The organism is Thermoproteus uzoniensis 768-20 (genome assembly GCF_000193375.1).
Classification (GTDB): Archaea; Thermoproteota; Thermoprotei; order Thermoproteales; family Thermoproteaceae; genus Thermoproteus; species Thermoproteus uzoniensis_A.
Window position 1 is genome coordinate 1,861,697 of record NC_015315.1, and the last position, 18,576, is coordinate 1,880,272.

Annotated in this window: 17 protein-coding genes and 2 tRNA genes; 8 read left to right on the forward strand and 11 right to left on the reverse strand. The window is 61.0% G+C overall.

Features of this window, described 5'->3' with window-relative positions; all coding sequences use genetic code 11:
• Positions 1-25: 25 nt before the first annotated feature.
• Positions 26-1,393 (reverse strand): glycoside hydrolase family 57 protein, encoded by a 1,368-nt coding sequence (locus TUZN_RS10475; RefSeq protein ID WP_013680946.1) that lies wholly within the window; start codon positions 1,391-1,393, stop codon positions 26-28.
• Between the two features lie 233 nt (positions 1,394-1,626).
• Between TUZN_RS10475 and TUZN_RS10480 the strand changes: the two genes are divergently transcribed.
• Together TUZN_RS10480 and TUZN_RS10485 are read left to right on the forward strand one after the other, a co-directional pair.
• Complete coding sequence (locus TUZN_RS10480; protein ID WP_052886254.1) at positions 1,627-1,821, forward strand: hypothetical protein; 195 nt, start codon at positions 1,627-1,629, stop codon at positions 1,819-1,821.
• Positions 1,806-2,183 (forward strand): type II toxin-antitoxin system VapC family toxin, encoded by a 378-nt coding sequence (locus TUZN_RS10485; protein ID WP_013680948.1) that lies wholly within the window; start codon positions 1,806-1,808, stop codon positions 2,181-2,183. Before TUZN_RS10480 ends, TUZN_RS10485 begins: the two co-directional genes overlap by 16 nt.
• 136 nt (positions 2,184-2,319) lie before the next feature.
• Here TUZN_RS10485 and TUZN_RS10490 read toward each other — a convergent pair whose 3' ends face one another.
• On the reverse strand, positions 2,320-3,777 hold the full coding sequence (locus tag TUZN_RS10490; RefSeq protein WP_013680949.1) for a glycogen/starch/alpha-glucan phosphorylase: 1,458 nt from the start codon (positions 3,775-3,777) through the stop codon (positions 2,320-2,322).
• 63 nt (positions 3,778-3,840) lie between these two features.
• Here TUZN_RS10490 and TUZN_RS10495 point away from each other — a divergent pair, with 63 nt between their 5' ends.
• Positions 3,841-5,667: an aldehyde ferredoxin oxidoreductase family protein gene (locus tag TUZN_RS10495; protein ID WP_052886255.1), complete on the forward strand. Its 1,827-nt coding sequence runs from the start codon at positions 3,841-3,843 to the stop codon at positions 5,665-5,667.
• Between the two features lie 63 nt (positions 5,668-5,730).
• On the opposite strand, the gene TUZN_RS10500 is transcribed toward TUZN_RS10495, so the two are convergent.
• Positions 5,731-6,687 (reverse strand): MBL fold metallo-hydrolase, encoded by a 957-nt coding sequence (locus TUZN_RS10500; protein WP_148678648.1) that lies wholly within the window; start codon positions 6,685-6,687, stop codon positions 5,731-5,733.
• A 229-nt stretch (positions 6,688-6,916) separates the two neighbouring features.
• Positions 6,917-7,522 carry a cysteine hydrolase family protein gene (locus TUZN_RS10505; RefSeq protein ID WP_013680952.1) on the reverse strand — a complete coding sequence of 202 codons (606 nt, stop codon included), beginning with the start codon at positions 7,520-7,522 and terminating at the stop codon, positions 6,917-6,919.
• Between the two features lie 115 nt (positions 7,523-7,637).
• Here TUZN_RS10505 and TUZN_RS10510 point away from each other — a divergent pair, with 115 nt between their 5' ends.
• Complete coding sequence (locus tag TUZN_RS10510) at positions 7,638-8,312, forward strand: haloacid dehalogenase type II (protein WP_013680953.1); 675 nt, start codon at positions 7,638-7,640, stop codon at positions 8,310-8,312.
• A 15-nt stretch (positions 8,313-8,327) separates the two neighbouring features.
• On the opposite strand, the gene TUZN_RS11125 is transcribed toward TUZN_RS10510, so the two are convergent.
• A tRNA-Asn gene (locus TUZN_RS11125) sits at positions 8,328-8,454 on the reverse strand.
• Positions 8,455-8,585: 131 nt separating this feature from the next.
• Here TUZN_RS11125 and TUZN_RS10515 point away from each other — a divergent pair.
• Together TUZN_RS10515 and TUZN_RS10520 are read left to right on the forward strand one after the other, a co-directional pair.
• Positions 8,586-9,779 carry an FprA family A-type flavoprotein gene (locus TUZN_RS10515; RefSeq protein WP_013680954.1) on the forward strand — a complete coding sequence of 398 codons (1,194 nt, stop codon included), beginning with the start codon at positions 8,586-8,588 and terminating at the stop codon, positions 9,777-9,779.
• An 83-nt stretch (positions 9,780-9,862) separates the two neighbouring features.
• A tRNA-Gln gene (locus TUZN_RS10520) sits at positions 9,863-9,962 on the forward strand.
• A gap of 375 nt (positions 9,963-10,337) precedes the next feature.
• Here TUZN_RS10520 and TUZN_RS10525 read toward each other — a convergent pair.
• From TUZN_RS10525 to TUZN_RS10535, 3 genes are all read right to left on the reverse strand, one after another.
• On the reverse strand, positions 10,338-11,102 hold the full coding sequence (locus TUZN_RS10525) for a carbon-nitrogen hydrolase family protein (RefSeq protein WP_052886256.1): 765 nt from the start codon (positions 11,100-11,102) through the stop codon (positions 10,338-10,340).
• Positions 11,103-11,368: 266 nt separating this feature from the next.
• Positions 11,369-12,649, reverse strand: a complete 1,281-nt coding sequence (locus TUZN_RS10530; protein ID WP_013680956.1) for a Glu/Leu/Phe/Val family dehydrogenase — start codon at positions 12,647-12,649, stop codon at positions 11,369-11,371.
• Between the two features lie 220 nt (positions 12,650-12,869).
• On the reverse strand, positions 12,870-14,084 hold the full coding sequence (locus tag TUZN_RS10535) for an MFS transporter (protein ID WP_013680957.1): 1,215 nt from the start codon (positions 14,082-14,084) through the stop codon (positions 12,870-12,872).
• Positions 14,085-14,244: 160 nt separating this feature from the next.
• Between TUZN_RS10535 and TUZN_RS10540 the strand changes: the two genes are divergently transcribed.
• Together TUZN_RS10540 and TUZN_RS10545 are read left to right on the forward strand one after the other, a co-directional pair.
• Positions 14,245-15,516 carry an MFS transporter gene (locus TUZN_RS10540; RefSeq protein WP_013680958.1) on the forward strand — a complete coding sequence of 424 codons (1,272 nt, stop codon included), beginning with the start codon at positions 14,245-14,247 and terminating at the stop codon, positions 15,514-15,516.
• Between the two features lie 210 nt (positions 15,517-15,726).
• On the forward strand, positions 15,727-15,927 hold the full coding sequence (locus tag TUZN_RS10545) for a hypothetical protein (RefSeq protein WP_272941287.1): 201 nt from the start codon (positions 15,727-15,729) through the stop codon (positions 15,925-15,927).
• Here TUZN_RS10545 and TUZN_RS10550 read toward each other — a convergent pair.
• The 3 genes from TUZN_RS10550 to TUZN_RS10560 all read right to left on the reverse strand — a co-directional run bounded on the left by TUZN_RS10550 (position 15,918) and on the right by TUZN_RS10560 (position 18,453).
• On the reverse strand, positions 15,918-16,472 hold the full coding sequence (locus TUZN_RS10550; protein ID WP_013680960.1) for a nucleoside-diphosphate kinase: 555 nt from the start codon (positions 16,470-16,472) through the stop codon (positions 15,918-15,920). The two genes, TUZN_RS10545 and TUZN_RS10550, sit on opposite strands and share 10 nt — an antisense overlap.
• A gap of 122 nt (positions 16,473-16,594) precedes the next feature.
• Positions 16,595-17,464, reverse strand: coding sequence for a TFIIB-type zinc ribbon-containing protein (locus TUZN_RS10555; protein ID WP_013680961.1), 870 nt, complete (start codon positions 17,462-17,464; stop codon positions 16,595-16,597).
• Positions 17,461-18,453, reverse strand: a complete 993-nt coding sequence (locus tag TUZN_RS10560; protein WP_013680962.1) for a TFIIB-type zinc ribbon-containing protein — start codon at positions 18,451-18,453, stop codon at positions 17,461-17,463. Before TUZN_RS10560 ends, TUZN_RS10555 begins: the two co-directional genes overlap by 4 nt.
• Positions 18,454-18,576: the final 123 nt, after the last annotated feature.

Genomic DNA, 18,576 nt, shown 5'->3' on the forward strand with positions numbered 1-18,576 from the left:
AATTTATATCTTAATGTTGGACGTATTATGAAAGCGCGGCGTCGGCCTCGCGCTCGTTCAGCATAAACACGTCGAGTAGCCATCTGCGGAGGTCGTCCCTATACCTCTCCTTGAAGTTGCGGTCGGCCGACCTGAGCTCCTTAAGCGAGCAGAGCCTAACGCCGCCCGCGTAGAAGCACCTCTCGTCGTTGAGCCTTAACCGTTCGGCGTGTTCAGCGCGCCAGGACTCTCTGATAAGCGCGGTCAAAGCCGCTAAGGCGTTCATGTATATGTCGTGCGCCTTATAGGCGGAGCCGTAGGGGCTGAAATAGGAATGGACCTCGCCGGCCGGCCCCAGCTTGGTCGCTTGATAATAGAAGTGGTCGCTTGTCGAGAGGAGCCTCCACAGCCGCAAGACGTCCCCGCCTATGGCCTTGGCGTAGGGGTACAGCCACTTGAGCGTAGCGAAGGCGTTGCGTTGCAGTTCGTTGCCCAGCCACGCCGAGAGGTCCCTCTCGTCGGCCCAGCTTATTGTGGCCCAGGGAGGGACGTCGAAGACGTCCCTAGGCGCGTGCCTCGCGGCGGCCTCCGACACGGTGGCGAACCTCAACCTCGGCCTCCGCGCGATCTCCCGCGGGAGCCACCGCAGGAACTCGTGGATGCCCGACTCAGGCCAGTGGTGTTCGCCGAAAGTCTCGTAGTCGACCGCTATGAGCACGAGATCTCCCTGGACTGCCTCGAGCCACGAGGCGTACTTGTCCGCCGTCAAGGGCCATTGATCCCACCACCGCGCGCCGAATCTGAAGCCCACGTCGTCGCTCAGCCTGTAGTTCCTCGTGAGGACGCGGACGTCGCACCCCCAGGCCCTATAGACGTAGTTGGGCGATCTCCAGCTCAAGACCCAGTCGGCGCCCTCGGTGATTACAGTCCTAAACCCCATCTGGCCCAGGCGGCAAGCTATGTCGTTGTTGTACATGAACTCGGTGTTCTCGGCGGCGGCCGGCCTATAGCCTATCAACTCCTCTACGGCCTTTGCCTGCATCTTGACCTGCTCCTCGAACTCCTCGACGTCGACGAACCAAGCCAAGCTGTGGTAATAGGTCTGGGCGACGAACTCGAAGCCTCTCGACGCCAGCTCGCGGAAGAGCTCCAGGACGTCCGGCGCCTTCTCGCGCATCTGCTCCAGCGCCAGGCCGCTTATGCTGAAGGTTGCCCTAAAACCGACCTCCTTGGCGGCCTCCAAGACTATTTCGGTGGCCTTTCTGTAGACGCGCTCGGCCACCCGCGAGAATATGGCCGAGTCCAGCTCGGGGTAGAACATTTCCCGGAACGACGGGATTCGGGGAAAGACCTTGTATAGGTCGGGCCTCAGCCTGTAGGGCTGGTGCACCTCGAAAAACAACACCACGTCCATTGCCTAGATCCACCGCCACCACTTAATAACAATACAGCCACCTCCCTCCAAGGCCTTGCCTGAGGAGTCCCGGCCAAGCCGCATGGCTTTGGCGCCCCACATCGCGTGCAAGATTTGTGAGGCCGCAACTCGGCCGGCGTTTCGCAAGCCGGCGTTGTTCAGCGGCGTCGGTGTTAGGGCTCCGCGGAGCGCGGTCCGGCTTAAGGCTTAAAATTGCTAATTCTAAATTGCACGTGGGCACCACAATTACGATTTCCCGCGAGACTAAGGCGTTGTTGGAGGCTTTGAAGGGTGATAAGACGTGGGACGAGTTTCTGCGCGAGATGGCCGAGGAGATAATGAGGAGGCGTAGGGAAGAGGCGAAGAGGGAGCTGGCGCGGTTGCTGGAGGCGGAGGAAGTCGAGAGAGCTAAATGGTCAAGGTACTAGTAGATACCGACGTCGTAATAGACTGCGTAAAGGGCCGGCTTGAGCTCGGTGAGGGTGTATACTACATCTCGGAGATCACCCTATACGAGCTCCTCAGAGGATTTACAGATATTGAAAGAGCGAAGAGGTTGCTGGAGGACATATTCTTGGTGGTCTGGAACGACAACTCTATATTGCTGAGAGCCGCGGAGATCTATAGAGAGCTGAGGCGACGCGGCGTCACCATAAGCGACGCCGACATTCTGATAGGGGCGACGGCCATAGCGAAAAACATGCCGCTCTGGACTAGAAACGTGAAGCACTTCACCCCTCTAGCGGAGTTCGGCCTCAAGCTCTACAGAGAAGGCCCCAGACCGCCGTAACGCGACCCCGCCGTAGATCCCCGCGGGCAGGGTTGCATCTCTCTTACTGCAGTGGGCTGAGCGGCGGTCGGGGCGGGGCGATGCGCCGGGCGTCCATAGGAATCGACGTGCGGTAGGGAGTTGCGGGGACGCCGCCCTAGCCGATATAGCCGTAGTCGCGGAATAGCCTATCCATCGAGTAGTACTCGCTGAAGGTCTTGTAGGCGTTGTACGCTATCTGCCAGTAGCTTCCGTTGCTTAAGGCGTCGAGAGCCTCCTCAACCTTGCGCTTGAACTCGTCGTATTCCTTCTCCAGCTCGGGCGAATCGAGCGGCAGAAGCCTCCTCCTATCCTCGCCAAAAAGCCAGCCGTTGAACCTGTCCCTCACCACTTCCTCTACGGCGCCGTCTCTCGAGGCGACCGGCGGTATTCCGTTGATCCCAGCCTTCATGAAGGAAGTGCCCGACGCCTCCCAGCCGGAGAACGGCGTGAAGGTGAACACGTCGGAGGCCCACACGATATATCTGGCCTTCTCCACGTGCAAGTCGGGTATGTACACTACGTTAGGCCTAGACGAGGCGAGCCGTTTGAACTCCGCCATCATCCTCACGCCGAAGTCGTCGTTCGGGTGGGCCCTGCCGCCGAGTATGAAGAAGACGTCGGTGTCGAGGTCCTCGACCAGTTGCGCTATGAAGTGGGGCCTCTTGTAGCGCGTTAGCCTCCTGGCCCACACGACGACCGGCTTGTCCGTCTTGATGCCCAACGCCTTGAGGGCCTCGGCCTTGGCCTTGGCCCTAGCCGCCTTCAGCTCGTCGGGGCTCTTCACGTCGGAGAGGGCCGGGTGCCTCCACCGCGGTATCTCCACGGCGTTGGTGACCGCCCTTATCTTCGCGGCGTGGTGGGGGAACGTGGACAGCGCGAAGTCCAGCATCTTCTTGGAGACCACTATGCCTTCCTTGCTCATGGCCAAGCCTATCTCGGTCAACACGACGGGGTTCATGGCGAACTCGTAGCCGAACTCCTGCTTGAAGAACCGGTTGGGGAACGTGGGGTGGCCCCAAGGCGCCGGCGTGTGTATGACCAGCCTATAGCTCGCGCCGGGCCTCACGAGCGGGACCAACGCCGTGTAGGCCTCCTGCAAGTCGAAGTACTTGACCTTGTCCCAGCCTATGTGCTTGTCGACGTAGCGCACCGCGGCCTTCGCCAAGATTACGTACTTCCTAAACCTCTCGAGGTCTGTGGACTCCACGTAGAGCCTCTCGGCCGCCTTGACGGCCCAGTCGGGCCTGAGGGGCTTGACGAAGGCGGCGGTGGCCGTGTTGAGCTGGTAGAGGTACAGCCCGATCTCGACGTCCTCCCCGCCGACCTCGATCCAACACGTGCCGGCCGGCTTGAGCGACTTCAAGAAATCGGTCTGGGGCTCTCCCTCGGGCACCAGCTGGCCGTTCTCCTCCCTATAGCGGACGTAGCCCTTGTCGTAGAGCAGAGTGATGACGGTGTAGGGCACTCCGAGCCTCGCCGCGGCGTAGAACTTGTCTCCCTCCAACACGCCGAGCCCCCCTGCGTAGTTCTTGCTCCCGTCCAGCGCCAGCTCGGGCGCCACCGAGACTATCACAAGCCGCTGGAAGAAGCCCCCCTTATAAACTTCATGCTTTAAAAGGTGTAATTGGGTTGACCCATGGCCGGTTGGCAAGGCAGAATGCTCAGGGTCGATCTGACGAGGAAGAAGTACGTCGTCCAGGAGCTGGACGCCTCTGTTGCCAGGGACTTCATAGGCGGCAGAGGCCTCGCCATAAAGATACTGTGGGACGAGCTCCCACCCGGCGTGGATCCGCTGTCGCCGCACAACAAGCTCATATTCGCCGCAGGCCCGTTGACCGGCCTCACCAACGTCAACATGGGGAAGCTGGTGGTGGCGGCCAAGTCGCCCATAACGGGCGGCTACGGCGACGGCAACATAGGCGCGTGGGCCGGCGTCTACATGAGGCGCGCGGGCTACGACGCTATTGTCGTCGAGGGCAAGGCCGAGAGACCTACATACCTCTATATAGATGAGAAGGGCGTCCAATTCCTCGACGCGTCAGATCTCTGGGGCCTCAACACCTGGGCGACTGAGGACAAGCTACAGAAAATACACGGGAGAGACGCCGGGGTCATCTCCATAGGCCCCGCCGGCGAGAACTTGGTCAAATACGCCGTGGTGGTGGCCCAGAAAGGGAGGGCCGGAGGGAGGCCGGGCATGGGCGCCGTCATGGGCTCCAAGAACCTAAAGGCGTTGGTGGTAAAGGGCAGAGGCGAGATACCGGTGGCGGACAAGGCGATAGGCAAGATGGGGCTGGAGGCCGTGGAGCAGGGGAGGAAGATGCCCGGCTACAACTTCTGGATGAGGCAAGGCACCACGTCCACAGTGGAGTGGGCCCAGGAGGCCAGCGTCCTGCCGACCTACAACTTCTCCGAGGGACAGTTCGACGAGTTCGAGAAGATCGGCGGAGCCATGGTCGAGAAGATGGAGGTCGACCTCAAGTCGTGCCCGCTCTGCTTCATGCCCTGCGGCCACTGGGTCCCCGCCGAGGGCGGCGTCGCCGAGGTCGACTACGAGAACATAGCCCTCCTGGGATCTAACCTGGGCATAGGCGATCTGTCCAAGGTGGCGGAGCTGAACCGCATCGCCGACCTCATGGGAATGGACACCATATCGCTCGGCAACACCCTAGGCTTCGCCATGGAGGCAAGCGAGAGGGGGCTCACCAAGGAGCACGGCTTCAAGATCGAGTGGGGCGACTACAAGGCCGCGCGGGACCTCGCGCTGGATATAGCCTACAGGAGAGGTTTCGGGGACTTGCTGGCGGAAGGCACCATGAGGGCCTCCCGGAGGCTCAAGGCCGAGGAGCTCGCGGTGCAGGTCAAGGGCCTCGAGGTGTCCGCCTACGACTGCCACGCCGCCCCCGCCATGGCGCTCGCCTACGCCACGTCGCCTATAGGCCCCCACCACAAGGACGCCTGGGTCATATCTTGGGAGGTCAAGACCGACCGCTTCGGCTATACGAAAGAGAAGGCGGCTAAAGTCATAGAGCTACAGAGGATTAGAGGCGGCTGGTTCGAGGCGTTCGTCAGCTGCCGCCTGCCCTGGGTCGAGATATCGTTGCCGCTGGATTGGTACCCCAAGCTCTTCAAGGCCGCCACCGGCCTCGACGCAACTCCCGAGTACTTCAACGAGGTAGGCGACCGCATATACGCGCTCATAAGGGCCTTCTGGATAAGGGAATACGGCTACTGGTCTAGGGAGCTCGACGTGCCGCCGCCCAAGTGGTTCAAGAAGCCGCTGACTAAGGGCCCGCTCAAGGGCGCCCATCTGGACTACGGCAAATACCACGAGATGTTGAGCCACTACTACGACTTGAGGGGCTGGGACGAGAACGGGGTCCCGAGGAGGAGCACTCTGAGGCGCCTAGGCCTCGACTACGTGGCGCCCGTCCTCGAGAAATACGTCGAGCTGAAGGACTAGCCGTCGCGGCGCCGGCCCCCTACGCCTTGGAGTATTACGAGGGCCAGCTGTGCGGGTTGGCGGCTAAAGCCACTGGGTCAGCTCAGTCTGGCCTCTAGGCGGTATTCTGGAAGCCTTGAGGCCCAGCCTGTTCAGCCATCTGGCGAGCTCGTCCACGTGGCCGTAGACTGTATATATCCTCTTGGCGCGGCTCCTCAAGGCGGTCTCGAGGAGGGCAGGGAAGTCGGCGTGGTTGCTGAGCGGTATGCCCACGGCGCCTTCCGGCTTGGCCACCGCGTAGTGGCCGCTCAGCTCGACCAAGAGAGAGCCCGGCGGGGGGCGGGACGTGAGGCCTAGGACGACCACCTCGCCGGGATTAGGCTTTATCCCGCGCGCCAGCTCCCTGCCGCCTGGGAAGCCGAGGGCTCTGTTGAGGGCGGCGACCTTCGGCTCCAGGTAGAGCTTGTTGCCCGGCAGAAGCCTCGCCATCTCCTGCCCCTTCCCCAGCGGGCCGGCCCTTATGGCGACAGGGGCCTCGCCTCTGTCGGCCAGCGCGGCTATCTCCTCGTAGAGCCTCTCGCGCGGCGGGAAGACGTAGTGCCGCGAGCCGTAAGTGGCCTCCATGACCAACACGTCGGCCTCGATTGCGTCGGCCCCCCTGACCACGTTGCTGCCTGCCGGGTTGAAGTCGCCGGTCAGCCCCACAGTCCCGTCCCGCGACTCTATCAGGTACATGACGCTCCCCGGCACGTGGCCTGCGTTGAGGACGTGCAGGAAGAACTTGCCCAGATCCAGCCTGTCGCCCGGCCTGGCGAGGACGTACTTCCTGGGCCTCACGCCGTACCTCACCCGCAACACCTGGAGAGTCTCCCTGGTCAACACGGCGAACGCCCTCCTGACGTGCCGAGTTACGTGGTCGCTGTGGCCGTGCGTTATGAGGACCGCGTCGTACTTGGACTCGTCGAAGGGCTTGAAGGGGTCTACCAAGACTCTGAAGCCCCTCCCCTCCACCACCACGCCGTTGTCGAAAAACACCCGCACGTCTATGCCGAAGCTGTTTTTAAAAAGAACGCGTAGATCTACGTGATGACCTGTCCCTTTGGGCCCTACATGGCCGCTTATGCCACAGGCTGACCTCCGCCGTCCCCGACGGCGATGTTGAACGAGCTCTCTGCCTAGACGTGCCGCAAGCCTCCGCCCGGGCTGTTCCCCGGTAGGCCGTATTGCCCAATATAGTTCTCGGCGCCGCGTCGGCCCTCCGGCCGGCCGCCTATTCGAAGGACACGCCGTCGACGGTGGTGAGGGTCGCCTTGTAGAGGAAGTCCATCTGCCTCAACGCCGCCGCGTAGTCGAACTCGTTGAGTGCGGCTATTGCGTCTATCGGGACCGCCACGTCGTAGAGCCTCAGCCTGGCGCCCGCCACAGCGTGTAGGACGCAGATGTTGGCCACAGTGCCCACAACCACGAGGTGCCGCACGCCGTACATGCGGAGTATGTGGTCCAGAGGAGTCCCGAAGAACGGGTCGTACCTCATCTTCTCCACGACCAAGTCGCCCTCCCTCGGCTTGAGCTCTTCGACTATCTGCCAGCCCCACGAGCCCTTGACCACGTGGGGGCCCCATATGGGGAACTCCACGGGGTCGTCCGGGTAATGGGTGTCTTGGGTATAGACGATGCGGACCTTCTTGGCCCGGGCTCTCTCCAGGAGCTTGGCTATACGGGGGATTATCTCCCTGGCCGAGGGCCCGTAGAGCTTTCCGTTGGGGTGGGCGAAGTCGTTCTGCATATCGACGACCAGTACGGCGCTCTTGTCGGCGGGGAGCGAGACCTTGTCCACGATGGGTATCCTGGGCACGGCGACTGTCGCAGGCAACATGCCGTAGAGTCCGCGGGGCGGGATAAAAACGGAGCGCGCAATCTATGCGCCCGCGCCGCCTGGCGCGGCCGCGGACCGCGGGCGTAGCTATATAAATCTGCGGCCGACCTCCTCAATGGGCGCAGTCGGGAGGCAGGTCCCCGCGGTCGGGGTGCTGGCCTTCGACATATATGGCACCCTCTATGATCTGGCCTCGCTGGCCGAGGCGGCTAGGGGGCTGGTCCCAGACCCCGTGGGCTTCGTGGAGCTCTGGCGCGCCAAACAGCTGGAGTACGCCCTTCTGCTGTCCGTGATGGGGAGGTACGAGAGCTTCCGCTCGGTCACGGAAAGGGCCTTGAGGTACACGATCAGGCGGCTGGGCCTGGGCTTGAAGGAGCGGGAGATGGAGACGCTAATGGAGGCGTGGTTGCGGCTCAAGCCCTACCCGGACGCGGCGCGGTCCTTGCCGAGACTCGCCAGGCGGCACAAGCTGGTGGCCTTGACGAACGGAGATAGGGATATGGTCGACGCGCTGTTGAGGGACACGGGCCTGAGGGCCCACTTCGCCGAGATACTCTCGGCGGAGGAGGTCGGCGTCTATAAGCCGAGCCCCAAGATCTACGGGCTGGCCTCCCGGCTGGGAGACGCCGCGTTGGTGTCGTCGAATCCCTGGGACGTCGCCGGGGCCCTCAACGCCGGCCTCAAGGCCATATACCTGAACAGGCGCGGGTTGCCGACCGAGGAGCTGGGGCCGGAGCCCACGCTCGTCGTCAAGGACCTCGACGAGCTGGCCGATGCCCTGGAGGCGTAGACGGCGAAAACCGGTTGGCGCCGCCGCCGGGATTTGAACCCTATCCCGAACCCCCTCGCGGGGGCTCGACGGGACCTACGGGTTAACAGCGTCGGCCGCCCCCTAAGGGGACCGCCGCTATACCGGGCTTAGCTACGGCGGCGACGGACCACATAATGGAGGTCCTTTATGTGCTTTTCGCTGGCGCTACCGCCTAGGTTCGTCGGCTTTGACTTTCCCAATTTATGCCAGAATTAGGGAAAAGTTTATACGTGATGTCGGCCGGAGGCCCCTATGGAGACGCCGGCTCCTAGAGCTGTAGCGGACGGCGTTTTTTGGGTGGGGGTGAACGATAGGGTCAAGAGGCTGTTCGAGGCCTTGTGGCCTCTGCCTGACGGCGTGTCCTACAACGCCTACGTCGTCGACGGCGGCGACGTGGCCCTCATCGACGCTGCTCCCGAGGAGTTCGCCTACGAATATCTGGGGAGAGTCGGCGAAGTTGTCGGCGATCTCTCGCGGGTCAAATATCTGGTGTTGAACCACCTCGAGCCCGACCACCACGGGGCCACCCCATACATCCTCCAGAGGCTTAAACACGTCAAGGTGGTTGCGTCGACCACCGCGAGCCGCCTCATACACTCGCTCTATAAAGTGCCCGCAGATAGGATCATAGCGGTTAAGGACGGAGATACGCTGGATCTAGGCAGACGGAGGCTTAGATTCATCCACGCGCCGTGGCTCCACTGGCCGGAGACCATGTTCACGTACCTCGAGGACTCCGGCGTGCTCTTCACTTGCGACGCCTTCGGCGCATATGGGGCGCTGGAGCGGGGCATATTCGACGACGAGGTGGACCTAAATCGCTACATATCGGAGGCGAGGAGGTACTACGTGAATATAGTGGCCAAATACGGCAGGAACGTGATAGACGCGTTGGAGAAGATAAAGCCGCTCGACGTGAGGATAATAGCGCCGTCGCACGGCCCGATATACCGCAGACACGTATCGGAGATGTTGAGGCTGTACAGGAAGTGGGCCGCGCCCGAGCCCGACAGAAGGAGGGCTGTGGTCCTCTTCGGCTCTATGTACGGAAGGACGAGGCAGCTGGCGGAACACATAGCGGAGGAGCTGCGCAAGGCCGGCTTCACGACCTCCATCTACGACGCCTCCGACGCCCACCCATCCTATATATTGGCCGACCTCGTCGAGGCGTATGCGTTAGTCGTAGTCTACCCAACCTACGACGGAGGCGTATTCCCCTACATACACAACGTGCTCCACCTATTGCAGTCCAAAAGCCTCGGCAGGGGCCGCGTCGCGGCCGTAGTGAACACATACGTCTGGGCCCCCACGTCGAGGCAAGCAGTCGAGGCGCTCCAGAAGGCGGGCTTCAAGATAGTGGAGCCCGTAGTCGAGACAAAGGCCCTACCCGACGAGAAGGCCCTAGCCGAAATAGGGCGTCTAGTGAAGGCGCTCTCCGAGATCTAGGCGCGGATTCCACAAGGCGCGTCGCCGCCGTAGGCGGCAGATAGCCGGAAAACGTTTAAAATCCTCTGCGTATTTGTGGGGCGAGCCCGGTCGTCTAGCGGCCAACGGGCCACGGCGATGCGGCCCGGCTACGGATGCGGGGCTTTGGACCCCGTGGCCCGGGTTCGAATCCCGGCCGGGCTACTCACCCTCACAATACAACTCCCCCAACACGCCGAATTTTCAGCGTCGCCGTTCACATACGGCGCCCTTTCCTTAAATCAGCACAAACGTCGCTTTATAGCACATGACGACTGCTAAGAATGCATTATGAAGATAGCATATAGCTAGGGGCTTTCAACGTTGGCTCGCCCTCAGCAGACGTTGTCTCGTTGTCCCCTCTGCGGTCGTCGCGTTGGGCGGCCGACATCTCAGCCTAAAGCATGTGAAAGGAATAGGTCTATTCGGCGGGCAGGCCTCGGCTGACGTATGGCGGCTGGCGCGCCTTTTCTCGGTACCGCCGAGGTATCCGCACGCGTTGCGTAGAGGCCGAGAGATGTCGGCTTTTGCCTCGCCTGGCTAGAGCCCATACCTATTTAGGTCGACGGGCTTCATGGACCTCACGTCGTCTAGGTAGCGCCTTCGCCTCCTGGCGTGCTCCAGCTCTCCCCGGTCTAGCTCGGCCAAATAGACGCCGGGCTCCTCGCCGAACTCCACGAGGATTCCGTTCGGCGTGGCTATGTAGGACCCGCCGCGCGCAGGTCTGCCGTCTAGGTATCTATAGCCTGTCCCGAGCGCCGCCGCGACGAACACCGAGTTCTCGAAGGCCCTCGCCAGCCCGATCGCGGCCCACAGACCTCTCCTGTCGGCCGAAATGCTCGCCGGGTTGACGACCACCTCGGCTCCGGCCAGGGCCAGCACACGCGCCAGCTCCGGGTAGGCCAGGTCGACGCAGGATAGGCAACCCACCGCCCAGCTCCCGGCCTTGAAGAGAGCTAGCCTAGAGCCGCCGGATACCCAGACTCTCTCCTCGGTCGCGGCGGAGGGGAAGATCTTCTCGCCCCAGGTCAACAGCCCCTCCCCGCCCACTACGGGGCACACGTTCTTGACGGCGCCGCCTCTGGCGACGGCCACGGCGCCCGCCACGACGATCCCGCCCATAGCGGAGGCTATCTCGGCGATTTCCGAGATATAGGAGCGGAACCCCTCCTCGTCTAGGGGAGAGGTCCCTATCCAGTACTCGGGGAGGACGGCCAGATCGGCCCTCGGCGTCTTGTCCATCAACCACCTCAAGCCCTCGGCCGGACCCGAAAACCTGGGCGATTGAACTACGGCTATCTTCACGCCCCCTCCAGCCAAGCCGGTTTTAGGCTTTCTCGGCGCATCGCGCCGCAAACTATAACGTAAGAAATTTAAATTAATACATTGTTCGGCCTATGGCTGAGAAGAAAACGGAGGAGGAGAACACCAAGAAGATCAAGGTGGTTGAGCTGAAGGACAAGAAAGTTGTAGTGCTTAGATTTGTCGAGGGGGGCATTCTCTAAAGTTTCCCTTTTTAACCGGTAGTATTGTCGGTTAAAAGAGCGGATGGACTACGCGGCCGGTCGCCACTATATCCACCCCCTCGCCTTCATTGCCTTGTATATTCTCTCTACGGCTATTACGTATGCGGCGTCTCTCATAGTCCAGCTCTTTTCTTGTATCCACCTCTGGTGCACCCTCCTGAAATTCTCCGCCATAATCCTCTCGAGCCTAGACCTAGTCTCCTCCTCGTCCCACATAAGCCACTGCAGATTCTCAACCCACTCGAGGTAAGACATGACAACACCCCCAGCGTTAGCCAAGACATCCGGCACAACCACAACGCCCCTCTCGTAAAGAGCCTTCTCAGCCTCAGGCGTAGTAGGCCCGTTAGCCCCCTCCACCACAAGCCTAGCCCTAACAGAGCCCACATTATCCTCAGTAATAGCATTCTCAAGAGCAGCAGGAACAAGAATATCGGCATCGACGCCGAAGACGGCGCTGGGGTCCTGCACCATGGACGCGTCGTTGTATTTGGCTATCTGGGCCAGCAGATCAGGTCCCCTGGCGTTCCTATTCTTCTCGACAAGCTCGGCCGTGGTCAGCCCGCCTTTCTTGTACACAGTCCCGTTTATGTCGGAGATGGCGACGACTCTGATGCCCATCTTCTCCAGCCAGTAGGCCGTCCACCTGCCCACGTTCCCGAACCCCTGTATGGCGGCGGTCTTCCCCTCGGCGGATCCCCAAAGCGCCTTGGCCGCATAGACGGCCGTCACCGCTACTCCGAATCCTGTGGAGTATTCCCTCACCGGGTTTCCCCATAGCTCTGGCGGCTTCGCGGTGAATACTGCGGGGGCGTTTCTCCCGGCTATTTTGGAGTACTCGTCTACCATCCAGGCCATTATCTGGCTGTTTGTCCCCACGTCGGGCGCCGGTATGTCTAGCTCCTCCCCTATAAGCGGCGCTATAGCCCTAACATAGCCTCTCGACAGCTCCTCCAACTCCCGAGGCGAAAGCCTCTTCGGGTCTACCCTAACAGCCCCCTTAGCCCCTCCATAGGGCAACCCAGCCAAGCTGTTCTTCAACGTCATTATGGTGGCGAGAGCCATATCGTCAGCCAGAGACACCTCCGGATGGAAACGGATGCCTCCCTTATAGGGCCCAAGCGCGTCGTTATGCTGAACTCTATACCCCTCAAAAAACACAACCCCACCATTAACCCTAACCGGAATAGAGACAACAAGAACCCTCTTAGGCCTAGAAAGAAACTCGTAAAGCTCAATAGGGAAACCGCCGAGCTCTATGCTCCTTCGGAGGAGCTGGAGGGTGTTGCCCAGGAAGGCGTTCATCTGAGTGACCGACAGCATCATGAGATCGATAGAGGATACTTATAAGCTTTTATTTACATATATTCTATTTATCTCAATATAGAATATATTGAGAGAAAACTGCCGCAATCTTTTCGGGAAGGTCATCGTAACCGAATAACATGCATAAAAGTATATATCATAAACCACTCTAGGCTCTGAATATTTTAACTTAACTGAGTTTATTAATTAAAATAATTCAAAAATAATCATAAATTTTTATTTATTCTATTTTAGTTGTTTTTGTTTCTTTGCCGAATAGATAGATAGATGCGCCGGCCGCCAGCCAGGCCGCGGCGTAGGCCGCCAGTGCGGTAGAGAAGGTGAGGTATGTGGGCAGTAAAGGCCCTATTATCATGCCGACGCGCGCCATGGATCCGCTACTGCCCATGCCCGTTGCGCGGAGATCAGACGGGAACGACTCGGGCGTGTAGGCGTATATGAGGCCCCAGGCGCCGAGGTTGAAGAAGTTCAGGGCGATGCCGGAGGCCAGTAGCCAGCCGACGTTCGGCGCGGCGGCGAACGCGATGGCCGAGGCGGCGGATCCCAGGAAGAAGAGGAGCAGGCTGGGCCTTCTGCCGATCCTCTCTATGAGGTACGCCGCTGTGAAGTAGCCGGGCAGTTGAGCCAGCGACATGATCAGCGAGTACTCGAACGTGGCGACTAGGCCGAAGCCTCTCTTGGCTATCATGGCGGGGAGCCAGAGGAAGGCGCCGTAGTAGCCGAAGGCCAGAAGGAGCCAGGCCGCCCACAGCAACAGCGTCTGAGATCTGTAGCCGGCCAAGAGCTCCCTCGCCGAGTGCCTCTCGACGCGGCCGAGCTGGACGCCGTAGGTCTGGGCTATGGCGTAGGCCCTCTGCGGATCTCTGAGGTACAGCCACAGCGGGGATTCGGGGACAGCCGACCTGAGGACCAAGGCGTAGAGCGCGGTCAAGGAGAGGAGGGCCAGCGGGATCCTCCAGCCGAGGCGCGGGAAGGCGAAGTAGGCGACGGAGGCCGCCAGAATTGAGCCGAGGGACCAGAAGCTCTCCAGCAAGACCACGTTCCTCCCTCTGTATCTAGTCGGCGAGAGCTCGGACATCAACGAGGCGGCCACGGGGAGCTCCCCGCCGAGCCCGAGGCCCGTGAAGAAGCGTAGCAACGCCAGATCCGACGCGGATCCGGCCAACGCCGTTAAGCCGGTCCCCGCGCTGTAGATGGCCAGCGTCGTCATGAAGACGGGCTTTCTGCCCCAGACGTCGGCCAGCCTACCGAAGAGGAGCGCGCCGAGCAACATGCCCACGTTGTTCGCCAATATGACGAGGCCGGCCTCGCCTTTGCTGAGCCCCAGCTCGCCGGCCGCGGCGACTAAGATATAGGAGAGCAGTAGGACGTCCATGGCGTCGAACATCCAGCCTATGCCGGCCGAGGCCAACAGTCTGACGCATCTCCGGTCCATGTACGGCGTTGTGCGTGCCGGTAGTACATAGTTGTGTGCAACATTTACGCGGGGGAGAGCCGTAGGCCGCCGCCGAGCGCCACGACGCCGCGCATGGGATACATATACTTTCCGCCTCCGAACGCCTATATAGCTTAAATATGGCCTGCTTCTCGATATTATGTCGCTCAGATTCGTAGTGGCCGCGTCGACCGTAGGCACGTTGATAGAGTGGTACGACTTCTTCGCCTACGCCTCCCTCTCCCCCATCATCGCCTCCCTCTTCTTCCCGAAGGGGAACCCCGCCGCCGCTATCATAGGAACCTGGCTCGTCTTCGCCACGGGCTTTGTCGTCAGGCCTATCGGCGCCCTCGTGTTCGGCCACCTAGGCGATAGGATAGGCCGCAAGTCGACGTTCCTCGCCACGTTGATTCTGATGGGCCTATCGACCACCGGCATAGGCCTACTGCCCACGTACGCGCAGGCCGGCCTCGCCGCGACGGCTCTCCTGGCGGCTCTCAGAATGGTCCAAGGGATAGCGCTCGGCGGAGAGTACGGCGGCGCGGTGACGTACGCGCTCGAGTACGCGCCCAGTGGCAGAAGGGCGTTCTACGTCGGCTTCATCTCGGCGACTCCCCCGCTTGGGCTCGGCCTCTCGTCCCTAACTGTAGTCCTCTCCTCAATGCTCCTCACGGCTCAAGAATTCGCCGCATGGGGCTGGAGAGTCCCCTTCCTGCTGGCCCTGGCGCTGACCGCCTTAGGCGCCTATCTGCGCCTTAAGCTCGCCGAGACTCCGCTGTTCGGGGCGCTGAAGGAAAAAGGCGCCGTGTCCAAGATACCCATAGTCGAGGCGTTCGCCAAGTATTGGAAGTGGATCCTTGTGGGCATAGCCGTAGCGGCCGGACACGCAGTCCTCGCCTACACCTCCACGGCCTATATATTCACGTTCCTGACCCAAGTGGCTCGGTGGACCTCTGTCGAGGCCAATATCATAGTCGGCACAGCCGCCGTTCTGCAACTGCCCCTCTACATCTTCGCGGCGTGGCTCGGCGATAGGTTGGGCAGAAGGCTCATATACGTAATAGGGCTCGTCATAGGCATAGCGACCTACTACCCCATATACCTCTTCCTCTCGTCGTTGAGGGACCTCGCCGCGGCTGTCTTGGCCGTCTTCGTGTTGATAGGGGCCACGGCCTTCACCTTCAGCATATTGGGCACGGCGTTGGCCGAGCTCTTCCCCACGAGGGTGAGGTACACCGGGATGTCCATAGCGTTTAACATAGGCATAGGCTTCTTCGGCGGATTCACCCCGTCCATAGTAGGGGCCATAGGCCTAGCCCTACACAACCCCCTAGCGGGCGTCGCGTTGTACACCTACGTGGTGGCGATCGTCGCACTCGCCGTAGCCATACTCGCTCTGCCGGAGACCAAGAACGTCGACATATCGGCCTAGCGGCGTCGCGCGTCTTGCTCATGTAGCCGCGTTTTCTGGCCTCGTTGCGCTGGCCCTAACGGCTCGTCTGGCCGGCCGACGGCGTCCGCACTTGATCTAGTTTATTAACTGGCGACTTCTATTTTCCGGTGATGCGGTGTGCCGCCTCCGAGCGGTGAGGTAATTCCTGTCGGGGCTGATGCCTATTTATTGAGGAGGCGCAACATCTCCGTGAAGCGGCCTTTGAGGTTCTACGACATAGCGGCCGGGAAGACGTTCGTCACGGACCAGTACGAGGTTGTGGAGATCAAGTCGTCCAGAGGCGCGGTCCGCCTCGCCGTGGCCAAATCGCCCTATACCGGAAACGAGTGTTACAGCTTCGCCCCAAAGAGGCCCGAGATAAGATCGGCCACGTTGAACGGCTACCTATAGCTGTATATCTCCGACTCCTTGAACCAATAGGCTATCTCCCGCCTCGCCTCCTCGGGGCTGTCGCTTGCGTGTACGAGGTTGCGGATAGACCGCCTCTCCCTATTGGCCAGGTCGGGGCTGTCCGTGGAGAAATCGCCCCTGATAGTCCCCGGCTCGGCCTTGTAGGGCAGGGTATTGCCCACGAGCTTCCTCACCACGCTCACGGCGTGGTTCCCCTCGACCACCATGAGGAGGATAGGCGACTCGGTCATGTAGTCCACCAGCCACCCCTTCACCATCTTGCCTATCTCCACGGGGTCGTCCGTGCCCAGCTCGGCCTTGGGATCGATCCCCATCTCTCTATAGCTGTTGAGCGTCTTGTTCCCCACGCTTCTGAGCCAAGCCTCGTCGCTGGGGTAGAAACCCGCCATCTGTTCGCGGGAGGCCCACACCATCTTGGCGGCGACTATCCTAAGCCCCGCCCTCTCGAGGCGGGATATTATCTCCCCTATAAGCCCCCTCTTGACGGCGTCCGGCTTAACTATGACCAACGTCCTCTCGATCATGGCCGGAGGAAAACCGGCCTTTTTAAAGGTCGGCTCTCTACCGCCCGGGGCCGGACTTACCGGGGCCGGAGTTTGCTCAAATAGCTCCTATGCGCCCAACTACAGGCGAGGTGCGCGACGGCTTACAATACCTCTATCTCTTGGCCTTCCCTATATACGGCCTTGCGCTCGACGACGTAGGTGAACGCGCTGGCCGAGCCAGCGATGCCGCCGATAAGCCCGCCGAGGGACCCCCACAAGGTGAGATCCACGCCTTTGGCGGCCGAGATCCCCATGCCTATCGCCGTGCCCAAAACGACGGAGCCCGTCAAGATCGTGATTGCGGCCGCCAGCGACGCCGCTCTCCCCCTCCGAGATATGGGATACTCCATGTAGACTACGTTGCCCTCGGCGGCGTCGACCACCGCGTTGTACTCCTTCCCTCTGTATATGTACTTCAGTTTCCAGAAGGGGTAGTAGACTATTCCCTCGAACGTTGTCTTGTCGCTTATGGGCTTCTTAAACGCCGCGGCGTAGCTCCGGGCCTCTTTCTCGTAGGGCTTTGAGGCTGCGGCCCAAGCCGTCTCGGGATCTAGCTGGGGCTGGTGGAATACGGCGGTTCTCTCCAGCGAAGGCTTAAAGGGAATTCTCCACCGCGCCGGAAATCTGTAATTCCTCGGGACGTAAAACGGCGGCCTCTCCACCGCAAGCGCAGTCGCGTACGTGGCCAGCTCCTTCAGAGGCTCAAAATAGACATAGTAGAGATAGAGCGGAAGGAAGTGGAGCTCCGCATCGGCCGGCGAGGACGTGCCTAGATCCCGCGGCGAGGCCCAGGGGCGGAAACCGAAGACTCTGTTGAAGGCCGCTGTCTTGTCGAGGCGCGGCTCGAAAAGGTAGACGGACTCGAAGATCTTCCCCTCCCTCAAGACAGTGCCGCAGTAGGGGCAGACCAGATACTGCGCGCCTTCCGGCGCCTCGTACTCGGCCCCGCAGTAGGGACAACGGACCTTCATTTCTTGACCTTGATGGACGCAACCACGTTTTTGCCGATAGCCGCCGATATCCCCGCGCCGAAAAACAGAAAGACCGCTCCGACCAATGGGCTCTGCGGGAGCGCGATCCCGCCTATGCCTGCCAAGATGCCGCTGGCCAGGACAGAGCCTATTATGGAGCGAAGCCTGCCGGATACCGTGATCGGCTCGAGGGCCGCGAGGAGCTCGCCGTCCCAGCCAGCGAAGGCCATGTGGTATTGGGCCTCGTCGACCGTGTAGGGGACGAGCCAAGCCGGGAGGTACGTCAGAGGCGAGAGGTCGAGCTCGCCGACTTGGTAGTCGACCGTCTTGTCAAGCACGGCGGTCCTCGCCGAGTGGAGCCGCAGAGCCTTCAAGGCCCTCTCGCCCGCGTCCTTATCCACTCTGGCGAGCAAGCCGTCCACGGCATCCCGCATGGCTATGCCCCTGGCTCTATCTCTGCCGAACTCGGCCGCCAGAAATGCCTTGGAGGTCCTGTAGCCCAGCTCTATCTGGTCCAGCGGCTTGGTCTGCGGCTTGGTGGATAGGTAGTGTTGGGCCAGCTTCTCGGTGGCTATGCCGGCGACGGCCCTCCTAGCCAGCACGGGGACGGTCGCCGAGTAGTTGAGGGAGCCCGACACGTCGACCGTCCTAGTCACGGTAGTTCTGCCGGAGCTGTAGGTCACCCTAACCCGTGCCCTATAGCTAGCCGCCATCTCCACCGATGCGAAGTAGTAGGGCAGATAGTATAGGTCGGGATCGCCGAAGGTCGCCGATTTCAGCTTGAGCTCCCTACGCGCCGCCGCCACGGCCCTCCTAGCTATCTCGTCACTGTTCAGAGCAGGCACGGCCAATATGCCGCCGGTATCGACATCGGAGACCACAAAGTTGGGCCTACCGCAGTACTGGCAGACGACAAGGACAGAATCCGGCGTGACGTCCAGCGGCGCGCCGCAGTAGGAACACCTGAACTCCCTACCCCCCGACGACATGGCCGGACAAGGAGAAGAGCCCTAGCGAGGCAGTGCCGTAAGCCGACACGCGCGCAGTCACGGCATACATGCTATTTACAACCTGGACGTTTAAATAGCTCACTTCCGCTGTAGCTTGTTTTA

Bases quoted from the DNA above. Each gene is read 5' to 3' on its own strand.
- TUZN_RS10475 (WP_013680946.1), bottom strand. From the start codon at position 1,393: ATGGACGTGGTGTTGTTTTTCGAGGTGCACCAGCCCTACAGGCTGAGG.
- TUZN_RS10485 (WP_013680948.1), top strand. From the start codon at position 1,806: ATGGTCAAGGTACTAGTAGATACCGACGTCGTAATAGACTGCGTAAAG.
- TUZN_RS10495 (WP_052886255.1), top strand. From the start codon at position 3,841: ATGGCCGGTTGGCAAGGCAGAATGCTCAGGGTCGATCTGACGAGGAAG.
- TUZN_RS10505 (WP_013680952.1), bottom strand. From the start codon at position 7,522: ATGTTGCCTGCGACAGTCGCCGTGCCCAGGATACCCATCGTGGACAAG.
- TUZN_RS10510 (WP_013680953.1), top strand. From the start codon at position 7,638: ATGGGCGCAGTCGGGAGGCAGGTCCCCGCGGTCGGGGTGCTGGCCTTC.
- TUZN_RS10515 (WP_013680954.1), top strand. From the start codon at position 8,586: ATGGAGACGCCGGCTCCTAGAGCTGTAGCGGACGGCGTTTTTTGGGTG.
- TUZN_RS10530 (WP_013680956.1), bottom strand. From the start codon at position 12,649: ATGATGCTGTCGGTCACTCAGATGAACGCCTTCCTGGGCAACACCCTC.
- TUZN_RS10535 (WP_013680957.1), bottom strand. From the start codon at position 14,084: ATGGACCGGAGATGCGTCAGACTGTTGGCCTCGGCCGGCATAGGCTGG.
- TUZN_RS10540 (WP_013680958.1), top strand. From the start codon at position 14,245: ATGTCGCTCAGATTCGTAGTGGCCGCGTCGACCGTAGGCACGTTGATA.
- TUZN_RS10550 (WP_013680960.1), bottom strand. From the start codon at position 16,472: ATGATCGAGAGGACGTTGGTCATAGTTAAGCCGGACGCCGTCAAGAGG.
- TUZN_RS10555 (WP_013680961.1), bottom strand. From the start codon at position 17,464: ATGAAGGTCCGTTGTCCCTACTGCGGGGCCGAGTACGAGGCGCCGGAA.
- TUZN_RS10560 (WP_013680962.1), bottom strand. From the start codon at position 18,453: ATGTCGTCGGGGGGTAGGGAGTTCAGGTGTTCCTACTGCGGCGCGCCG.